The sequence below is a fragment of the Hydrogenophaga sp. genome, assembly GCF_035481345.1.
Taxonomy (GTDB): Bacteria; Pseudomonadota; Gammaproteobacteria; order Burkholderiales; family Burkholderiaceae_C; genus Hydrogenophaga.
Genome location: NZ_DATIGV010000080.1, coordinates 1 through 9,568, shown reverse-complemented (window position 1 = coordinate 9,568; position 9,568 = coordinate 1). Strand labels below are relative to the sequence as shown.

The 9,568-nt window shown below is 68.3% G+C and carries 10 protein-coding genes; 6 read left to right on the top strand and 4 right to left on the bottom strand.

Annotation, left to right across the window (positions count from 1 at the left end; all coding sequences use genetic code 11):
- The 3 genes from VLG41_RS08325 to VLG41_RS08315 form a co-directional block, all read left to right on the top strand.
- Positions 1-899 (top strand): ammonium transporter (locus VLG41_RS08325; RefSeq protein ID WP_325348929.1); only part of this gene is annotated, 899 nt, incomplete at its 5' end.
- 172 nt (positions 900-1,071) lie between these two features.
- Positions 1,072-2,364 carry a glutamate--cysteine ligase gene (gene gshA / locus VLG41_RS08320; RefSeq protein ID WP_325348928.1) on the top strand — a complete coding sequence of 431 codons (1,293 nt, stop codon included), beginning with the start codon at positions 1,072-1,074 and terminating at the stop codon, positions 2,362-2,364.
- A 144-nt stretch (positions 2,365-2,508) separates the two neighbouring features.
- On the top strand, positions 2,509-4,380 hold the full coding sequence (locus VLG41_RS08315; protein WP_325348927.1) for a potassium transporter Kup: 1,872 nt from the start codon (positions 2,509-2,511) through the stop codon (positions 4,378-4,380).
- A 10-nt stretch (positions 4,381-4,390) separates the two neighbouring features.
- On the opposite strand, the gene VLG41_RS08310 is transcribed toward VLG41_RS08315, so the two are convergent.
- Together VLG41_RS08310 and VLG41_RS08305 are read right to left on the bottom strand one after the other, a co-directional pair.
- Positions 4,391-4,687, bottom strand: coding sequence for a type II toxin-antitoxin system RelE/ParE family toxin (locus tag VLG41_RS08310; protein WP_325348926.1), 297 nt, complete (start codon positions 4,685-4,687; stop codon positions 4,391-4,393).
- The gene (locus VLG41_RS08305; RefSeq protein WP_325348925.1) at positions 4,684-4,908 is read right to left on the bottom strand and encodes an addiction module protein; all 225 of its coding nucleotides are present in this window, start codon (positions 4,906-4,908) and stop codon (positions 4,684-4,686) included. The genes VLG41_RS08310 and VLG41_RS08305 overlap by 4 nt, the downstream gene beginning before the upstream one ends.
- Positions 4,909-4,967: 59 nt before the next feature.
- Between VLG41_RS08305 and VLG41_RS08300 the strand changes: the two genes are divergently transcribed.
- Genes VLG41_RS08300 through VLG41_RS08290 form a run of 3 tightly spaced genes read left to right on the top strand, consistent with a single transcriptional unit; the run spans position 4,968 to position 8,025 of the window.
- A complete protein-coding gene (locus tag VLG41_RS08300) occupies positions 4,968-6,158 on the top strand; it encodes a benzoate/H(+) symporter BenE family transporter (RefSeq protein ID WP_325348924.1) in 1,191 nt (396 codons plus the stop codon).
- On the top strand, positions 6,155-7,105 hold the full coding sequence (gene gshB / locus VLG41_RS08295) for a glutathione synthase (RefSeq protein WP_325348923.1): 951 nt from the start codon (positions 6,155-6,157) through the stop codon (positions 7,103-7,105). Before VLG41_RS08300 ends, gshB begins: the two co-directional genes overlap by 4 nt.
- A 59-nt stretch (positions 7,106-7,164) precedes the next feature.
- A complete protein-coding gene (locus VLG41_RS08290) occupies positions 7,165-8,025 on the top strand; it encodes a serine protease (RefSeq protein WP_325348922.1) in 861 nt (286 codons plus the stop codon).
- A 22-nt stretch (positions 8,026-8,047) separates the two neighbouring features.
- Here the strand turns inward: VLG41_RS08290 and VLG41_RS08285 are convergent, their stop codons facing one another.
- Together VLG41_RS08285 and VLG41_RS08280 are read right to left on the bottom strand one after the other, a co-directional pair.
- On the bottom strand, positions 8,048-8,707 hold the full coding sequence (locus tag VLG41_RS08285; protein WP_325348921.1) for a peroxiredoxin: 660 nt from the start codon (positions 8,705-8,707) through the stop codon (positions 8,048-8,050).
- A gap of 105 nt (positions 8,708-8,812) precedes the next feature.
- The coding region (locus VLG41_RS08280) for a TonB C-terminal domain-containing protein (RefSeq protein WP_325348920.1) at positions 8,813-9,568 on the bottom strand (756 nt) is incomplete at its 5' end.

Below are 9,568 nucleotides of genomic sequence, written 5' to 3'. Positions count from 1 at the left end.
CCGGCATCACCTGCGCGCTGATCGTCGGCGCGTTCGCCGAGCGCATCAAGTTCTCGGCCGTGCTGCTGTTCTCGGTGCTGTGGTTCACCTTCAGCTACATCCCGGTCGCGCACATGGTGTGGTTCGCCGAGGGCCTGCTGTTCAAGGACGGCGCGATCGACTTCGCCGGCGGCACGGTGGTGCACATCAACGCCGGCGTGGCCGGCCTGGTGGGCGCCTACCTGGTGGGCAAGCGCGTGGGCTACGGCAAGGAAGCGATGCCGCCGCACTCGCTGACGCTGACGATGGTCGGTGCCTCGATGCTGTGGGTGGGCTGGTTCGGCTTCAACGCCGGCTCCAACCTCGAGTCCAACTCGGGCGCCGCACTGGCCATGGTCAACACCCTGCTGGCCACGGCTGCCGCCACGCTCTCGTGGATCGCCGGTGAAGCGCTGGCCAAGGGCAAGGCCTCGATGCTGGGCGCTGCGTCCGGCGCCGTTGCCGGCCTGGTGGCCATCACGCCGGCGTGCGGCACCGTCGGCCCGATGGGCGCCATCGTGCTGGGCCTGCTGGCCGGCCTGGTGTGCCTGTGGGGCGTCAACGGCCTGAAGCGCATGCTGGGAGCCGACGACGCGCTCGACGTGTTCGGCGTGCACGGCGTGGGCGGCATCCTGGGTGCCATCCTGACGGGCGTGTTCACGTCGCCCAGCCTGGGCGGCACCGGCGCCGAAGGCTTCTCGATCGCCAGCCAGGTGTTCGTGCAGACCAAGGGCGTGCTGATCACCATCGTGTGGTCTGCCGTCGTCTCGCTGATCGCCTACAAGATCGTCGACATGGTGATCGGCCTGCGCGTGCCGGAAGAAGCCGAGCGCGAGGGCCTGGACATCACCTCGCACGGCGAAACTGCCTACAGCAAGTAGGCAAGGGCAGCAAACCCGCACTCCCGCCAGGGAGTGCGTCCCAGCGGCCTCCCGAGCGGGAGGCCGTTTTCATTGGGTTGCCGCCGGGCCGGGGGTTGCGCAAAGCGCCGGCGACCTCATTTGCCTAGAATCGTTCGCCCGACCCCTGCAACCGCCTCACGGCCGAGATTCCATGGTTCCCCACCTCATCACCGCGCTCACCGGCCCCATCAACGAACTCGAACAGCGCATCCTGGAGTCGATGCCCGCCATCGAGCGCTGGTTCCGGCTGGAATGGATGGAGCACACGCCGCCGTTCTACACCTCGGTGGACGTGCGCAACGCGGGCTTCAAGCTGGCGCCGGTGGACACCAACCTCTTCCCCGGCGGCTGGAACCACCTCACGCCCGAGATGATTCCGCTGGCGGTGCAGGCCGCCATGGCCGCCATCGAGAAGATCTGCCCCGAGGCCAAGAACCTGCTGCTGGTGCCCGAGAACACCCGCGACACCTTCTACCTGAGCAACCTGGCCACGCTGCAGAAGATCTTCTACATGGCCGGGCTCAACGTGCGCCTGGGCTCGCTGTCCAACGACATCACGCAGCCCACGCGCATCGACCTGCCCGACGGCGGCCACGTCACGCTGGAGCCGCTCACGCGCGGCAAGCGCCGCCTGGGCCTGAAGAACTTCGACCCTTGCACCATCCTGCTCAACAACGACCTGAGCGCGGGGGTGCCCGGCATCCTGGAAGAATTGCACGAGCAGTACCTGCTGCCGCCGCTGCACGGCGGCTGGCCCACGCGCCGCAAGAGCACGCACTTCAAGATCTACGAGGAAGTGTCCAAGCGCTTCGGCAAGCTGCTGGGCATGGACCCCTGGCTCATCAACCCCATGCACGCGCAGTGCGGCCAGGTCGACTTCGCCGCCGACGCGGGCCTGGAGTGCCTGCGCAGCAACACCGACGCGCTGCTCACCAAGGTGCGCCGCAAGTACAAGGAATACGGCATCAACGAAAAGCCGTTCGTGGTCATCAAGGCCGACAACGGCACGGGCGGCATGGGCATCATGACCGTGCGCGACGTCAAGGACATCGACAACCTCTCGCCCAAGACCAAGGCCCGCATGGGCACGGTGCAGGCCGGCCAGGCCGTCACCGAGGTGATCATCCAGGAAGGCGTGCTCACGCACGAGCGCATCAACAGCGCCGTGGCCGAGCCCGTGGTCTACATGATGGACCGCTACGTGGTCGGCGGCTTCTACCGCATCCACGCCGACCGCGGCGAGGACGAGAACCTCAACGCCCCGGGCTCCAGCTTCGTGCCCCTGGCCTTCGAGCAGAGCGCGCAACTGCCGCAGCCCGGCGTGAAGCCCGGTGCGAGCGTGCCCAACCGCTTCTACATGTACGGGGTCATCGGCCGCCTGGCCATGCTGGCGGCCAGCTACGAACTCGAAGCCACCGACCCCGAGGCCGAAAACCTCGACTGAGGGTCGGCAGGTTGCTGCGGCGCAACAAAAACCACACCGTGGCTGGTTTCAGGGGTCGTCCCGGGTGGCGCCCGCCGGGGCGCGGGCGCAGAATCGCCCACTCCTGACGCACACGCCCCGTGGTTCTCCGGCGGGGCCTCCGGTTTGAACTCCCGCGCTCCGTCCTCGCTGGCCGCCCTCACGCTCGGCGCCATTGGTGTGGTCTACGGCGACATCGGCACCAGCGTGTTGTACGCCGTGAAAGAGATCTTCGGATCCGGCCACGTTCCCTTCACGCACGACAACGTCTACGGCGTCCTGTCCATCATCTTCTGGACACTGACGACCATCGTCTCGCTCAAGTACGTGGTGCTGGTGCTGCGCGCCGACAACGCGGGCGAGGGCGGACTCATCGCCATGCTTGCGCTGGCCGCCAACGCGGTGAAGGACAAGCCCGCGCTGCGGCGCGCCCTGCTGGTCATCGGCATCTTCGGCACCTCGCTGTTCTATGGCGACGGCGTGATCACGCCGGCGATCTCGGTGCTCTCGGCGGTTGAGGGCCTGACGGTCATCTCGCCCGCGCTGCACCCCTACGTGATCCCGCTGACCTTGCTCGTGCTGCTGGTGTTGTTCGCCGTGCAAAAGCGCGGCACCGGCGGCATCGGCCGCTACTTCGGGCCGATCACGCTGTTGTGGTTCCTGGCGGTGGCCGCGCTGGGCGTCTCGCACATCGTGCACCACCCCGAGATCCTGGGCGCGCTCAGCCCGCACCACGCGCTGCGCTTCCTGTGGCAGCAACCGGGCACGAGCTTCATCATCCTGGGCGCGGTCGTGCTGGCCGTCACCGGCGCCGAGGCGCTGTACGCCGACCTGGGGCACTTCGGCAAGAAGCCGATCCGCCTGGCCTGGTTCTCGGTGGTCATGCCTTGCCTCACGCTCAACTACTTCGGCCAGGGCGCGCTGCTGCTGGCCGACCCGAGCGCGGTGAGCAATCCCTTCTTCCGCATGGCGCCCACCTGGGCGCTGCTGCCGCTGGTGGTGCTGGCCACGCTGGCCACGGTGATCGCTTCGCAGGCCCTCATCTCCGGTGCCTTCAGCGTCACCAAGCAGGCCATCCAGCTGGGCTACCTGCCGCGCCTGAACCTGCGCCACACCAGCGTTCGCGACACGGGACAGATCTACATCCCCTTCGTCAACTGGTCGCTGTTCACCGCCATCGTGCTGGCGGTGGTCATGTTCAAGTCCTCCAGCAACCTGGCCTCGGCCTACGGCATCGCCGTCACGCTGGACATGCTGATCACCACCACGCTCACCTTCTTCGTCATCCGCCACGCGTGGAAATACCCGCTGTGGCTGTGCGTGGCCGCCACCGGCGTGTTCTTCCTCATCGACCTGGCCTTCTTCAGCTCGAACATGCTCAAGCTGTTCCATGGCGGCTGGTTCCCGCTGGTCATCGGCGGCGGGGTATTCACGCTCATGATGACCTGGAAGCAGGGCCGGCGCCTCATGTCGAAGGCGCAGCAGGCCGAGGCGCTGGACCTCAACGGCTTCCTGGACGCGGTGTTCGTCGAACCGCCGTTGCGCGTGCCGGGCGTGGCCGTGTTCATGACCGCCGAGCCGGGTGTCGTGCCCAACGCGCTGTTGCACAACCTCAAGCACAACAAGGTGCTGCACGAGCAGAACCTCTTCGTCAACGTGCGTTCGCACCAGGTGCCCTGGATCGGCTTCAACGAACGCCTGGAGGTCGAGCCGCTGGGCCACGACTGCTGGGCCGTCACCATCCACTACGGCTTCAAGAACGACCCGGACGTGCCGGCCGCGCTGGAGCCGCTGCGCCTGCGCGGTTGCGAGCTCGAGCCCATGACCACCAGCTACTTCCTCTCGCGCGATGTGGTCACGCCCACGCTGGGCAGCGGCATGGCGCCCTGGCGCGAGAAGCTCTTCGCGGCCATGCACCACAACGCCGCGGGGGCGGCTGCCTTCCTGCACCTGCCGGCCAACGCGGTTGTGGAGCTCGGCTCCAAGGTCGAGATCTGAGCGAACTGGCTCAGCGGCCTTGCCAGTAGCGCGGCGACCGGCGTTGGTGGGCAATGGCGAGCACCGTGGCAGTCGTGCCCTGGAGGTCGTAGTACACGGTGTACGGGAAGCGGCTCAACATCCGGAAGTGGATGCCGTTGTCATCCTGAGGCCAAGTATCGGCATCGCGCGCCAACGCGTCGATCCTGTCGAAGACTTCGACCCGAAACGCATCGGCCGCCAGCGGGCTGCGTTGGAAATACCAGTGGAACGCCTCGCGAAACTCCGCCTCCGCCTCGGGGAGGATCGCGATACAGAAGCGTGTCACAGAGAGGCCAGCCGCTGACGCGCCTGAGCCCAGGGCGATGCGGTGGTGCTGCCCGCACGCAGGGCCTCGCGGCGCGCGAGCAGTTCCTGTTTCCAGGCCTCGGTCACCGAGCGGTCTGTCGTGCCTTCCAGGCTGTCGATGAGCGCGGCGGCCACGGCTGAGCGTTCCTCGGGCGGCAGGCCGAGGATTTCGTCGAGCAGATGGTCTACGCGGGCGTTCATCGCGAACCAGTCTAGCACCGGGTCCGGAAGCCTGGAACAACTCCCGGCAGAATCGCCCGATGCGATTTTTCCGTGACCTCAGCCTCTCCGCCGCCACCGCCGGCTTCGTCGCGGTGCTCGTGGGTTTCACGAGTTCGGTGGCCATCGTCTTCCAGGCCGCGCAGGCCTTCAACGCCACGCCAGCGCAGATCACGTCCTGGATGTGGGCGCTGGGCCTGGGCATGGGGCTGTGCTCGGCGATTCCCTCGCTGATCCTGCGCCAGCCCGTGATGGTGGCCTGGAGCACGCCCGGCGCGGCGGTGCTGGCCAGCGCCGGGCTGGCCGGCGGTTTCACCATGGCCGAGGCCATCGGCGCCTTCCTCATCTGCGGCGCGCTCATCACCCTGGCGGGCGCCACGGGCTGGTTCGAGCGCGTGATGAACCGCATCCCCATGGCCATCGCCGCTGCGCTGCTGGCCGGCGTGCTGGCGCGCTTCGGCCTGCAGGCCTTCGGCGCCGCGCAAACCGCGCTGGCCCTGGTGGTGCTGATGCTGCTGGTCTACCTCGTGTCGCGCCGCCTGGTGCCGCGCTACGCGGTGGTGTTCACGCTGCTCGCGGGTGTGGCGCAGGTGGTGGGCACCGGCCGCTTCAACGCGGGCGCGCTCACGCTCGAGTGGGCGGTGCCGGTGTTCACCGCGCCCAGCTTCAGCTTCGCCGCTTTCACCAGCCTGGCGCTGCCGCTGTTCATCGTCACCATGGCCTCGCAGAACCTGCCGGGTGTGGCGGCCATCCGCGCGGCAGGCTACGACATGCCCATCTCGCGCATCCTCACCGTCACGGGCATCGCCACGCTGGTGCTGGCGCCCTTCGGTGCGTTCGCGTTGAACCTCTCGGCCATCACCGCCGCCATTTGCATGGGCCCCGAGGCACACCCCAACCGCGACAAGCGCTACACCGCCGCCGTGGTCTGTGGCGCGCTGTACGTCGCCATCGGCCTGGTGGGCGCGCTGGTCACGGGCCTGCTGATTGCCTTCCCGCGCGAGTTGGTCATGGGCATCGCCGGCATCGCGCTGCTGGGCAGCATCGGTGGTGGCCTGCACGCCGCGCTCAAGGACGACGAGCACCGCGAGGCCGCGCTCATCACCTTCCTCGTCACGCTCAGCGGCGTGGCAATCGCCGGCATCGGCTCGGCCTTTTGGGGGGTGGTGGCCGGCGCCATCGCGCTCTTTGTGCAACAGTACGGCCTCGCGAAAAAACCTCCCCGCCCATGACGAAGAAGATCCTGGTCGTCGCCGACCCGCTCGAAGTTTTCAAGACCTACAAGGACAGCACCTTCGCGATGATGCGCGAGCTGCAGCGCCGCGGCCACACGCTGGCGGCCTGCGAACCGCGCCACCTGCAGTGGGTGAGCGGTGGGCGCGTCACGGCGCAGGTGCGGCACCTGCGCCTCACCGGCGAGCTGGACCACTGGTTCGACGTGACGGGTGAAGGCCGCGAGGCCCTGGCCGGCTTCGACGCCGTGCTCATGCGCAAGGACCCGCCCTTCGACAGCGAATTCTTCTACGCCACCCACCTGCTGGAGCAGGCCGAGCGCGAGGGCACGCGCGTCTTCAACAAGCCCGCCGCGCTGCGTGACCACCCCGAGAAGCTGGCGCTGATGGAATGGCCGCAGTTCGCGCCGCCCACGCTGGTCACTCGTTCGGCCGAGGACGTGCGCGCCTTCCACGCCGAGCACCGCGACGTGATCCTCAAGCCGCTGGACGGCATGGGCGGCATGGGCATCTTCCGGGTGAAGGACGATGGCCTGAACCTGGGCTCCATCACCGAGACGCTCAACCAGGGCGGTGCCACCAGCGTGATGGTGCAGCGCTACCTGCCCGAGATCGTGCAGGGCGACAAGCGCCTGCTGCTGATCGGCGGGAAGGTGGCGCCCTTCGTGCTTGCGCGCATTCCGCAGGGCAGCGAGGTGCGCGGCAACCTGGCGGCCGGCGGCAAGGGCGTGGCCCAGCCGCTCAGCGACGACAACCGCGCCGTGGCCGAGGCCATGGCGCCCACGCTGGCCGCGCGCGGCCTGCTGCTGGTGGGGCTGGACATGATCGGCAACCGCGTGACCGAGATCAACGTCACCAGTCCCACCTGCTTCCAGGAAATCCAGCAGCAGACCGGCTTCGACGTGCCCGCGATGTTCGTGGACGCGCTGGAGGCGGCGCTGGGCTGAAGCGATGTGTTACCGGGGCAATGCGTGCGGGGGAGCCCGCCAGGCCTCACACTGAGCCGATGAACGCGCCCTCATCCACCCCGACCGTCCCCGCCAACGTGGCCATGGCCTCGCCGCCGGTGGACCCCCTGTTCCTCGCCACCCCGAAGATCTCCACTTTCCAGGGCGAGCAGTCGCTCACCAACGCCAGTGGTTTCTTCTTCCAGCGCGGCGAGCGCCTGTTCCTGGCGACCAGCCGCCACGTGTTCATCGACGAGGACAGCGACCACCGGCCCGACCGCATCGAGATCACGCTGCACCTGGATGCGAAGGACCTGACCCGCTGCACGGGCTATTCGATGCTGCTCTATGCCGATGGCACGGCCATGTGGCGCCAGGGCATGGACAGTGGCGGCGACATCGACGTTGCCGTGCTGGAGATCGAGCGCGAGGCCCTGCCGCAGGAGGCGGTGCTGTTTGCTTTCACGCCCGAGCATCTGATCCGCGACTTCGGTGCCGTCCCGGTCGACGCCACGCTGTTCATCGTGGGCTTTCCGCTGGGCTTTCAGGACGAGGTGCACCAACTGCCGGTGCTGCGGCGCGCCGCGATCGCCTCGCCCTTCGGCATCCGCTTCCAGGGCCAGGGCATGTTCCTCACCGACGGGCGCGCCCACCGCGGCATCAGCGGGGCGCCGGTGGTGATGCGCGACACCGGGCCCGCGACCGGGGCCTTGCCCTGGCGGTTGTTGGGGATCCATTCCTCGCGCCTGGACATGGGCAACCGGGACCAGGCGCTGGACGAGTCCCTCGGCCTGAACGGGGCCTGGTACGCGGACATCCTGCTCACGCTGACGCAGGACCCTCCCGCCCCGGCCCCCGCCCCGGCTGCGCCAGCCGGGCCTGCGGCAAGCGGCAAGCCGCCGTCCAAGGCCCCGGCCTGAGGCACCGAGCCGACGGCGCCGCTCAGCGCGGCTGCTTGACGATGCGCAGGTAGGGTTTGGGCGCTTTCCAGCCCTCGGGAAACAGCGCCTTCGCGTCGTCGTCCGACACCGAACCCGCGATGATCACGTCCTGGCCCTGCGTCCAGTTCACCGGCGTGGCCACCTTGTGCTTCGCGGTGAGCTGCATCGAATCCAGCACGCGCAGGATCTCGTCGAAGTTGCGGCCCGTGGTCATGGGGTAGGTGAGCATCAGCTTGATCTTCTTGTCGGGGCCGATGATGAACACCGAGCGCACGGTGGCGTTGGTGGCGGCGGTGCGGCCATCGGCGGTGCCAGGCTCTTCGGCCGGCAGCATGTTGTAGAGCTTGGCCACCTTCAGGTCGACGTCACCGATCATGGGGTACTTGACGGTGGCGCCCTGCGTTTCCTCGATGTCGGCCACCCATTTGCCATGGCTCTCCACGGGGTCCACCGACAGGCCGATCAGCTTGGCGTTGCGCTTGGTGAATTCGGGTTCGATGCGCGCCATGTAGCCCAGCTCGGTGGTGCAGACCGGCGTGAAGTCCTTGGGGTGCGAGAACAGGATCGCCCACTGGTCGCCGATCCAGGTGTGGAAGTCGATGACGCCCTGCGTGGTCTGGGCCGTGAAGTTCGGTGCGGTGTCGTTGATGCGAAGGGACATGCCGGTCTCCTGGGCTGGTGGGAAACCCCGTAGTGTGCGCACTCGGAAAGACCGTGTCGACGAGAAAGCTTAGGCGGGGTTCGCATATGGCGGCCCCGCCGCACCTCAGTACAGGCGCACCGCGACGTCGAAGTGCCAGCTGCGGCGGATCTCGATCACGTCGTACTGGCGCGACATGGCCGGCGTGAAGGGCAGGTGCACCATGCCGAGCACCATGCGCGGAATGGCCTCGTCGATGGCGGCCACGCCGCTGGTGCGCACCACCGTCACCGACTCGATCGAGCCGTCGCTGCGGATGGCGACGTTGACCACCGGGTCGGTGTAGCGCTGCTTGGCCGCCTGGCGCACCAGCTCCACCGGCATGTTCATCTCGATGCGCTTGGCCCAGGCCTCGGCGTAGAGCACGAGTTCTCGGTTGGGGTCGTAGCGGCCGAACATCCGCACGCGGCGCAGGGTGCTGGCGGAGGGATTGCGCTGCGCCTCGGCCTCGGCGGCCGCGCGGCGGTCGGCCTCCTCGTTGAGCTGGCGGCCGATGGCGCGGCGGCGCTCCTCGCGGGCCTCGTCCTCGGCCTGCCGTTCGGCCTGCAGGCGCGCGGCCTCGGCCTGCGCGGCGGCGTCGCGCTCGCCCTGAAGGCGGGCGGCCTCGGCCTGCGCGGCGGCTTGTGACGCAGCGGCCGCGGCAGCGGCGGCGCGGGCTGCTGCCTGGCCTTCCGCCTCGAGCCTGGCCGCCTCGGCTTGAGCTTGAGCTTGAGCTTGAGCTTGAGCTTGAGCTTGGGCTTGGGCTTGGGCTTGGGCTTGAGCTTGAGCTTGAGCTTGAGCTTGAGCTTGAGCTTGAGCTTGAGCTTGAGCTTGAGCTTGAGC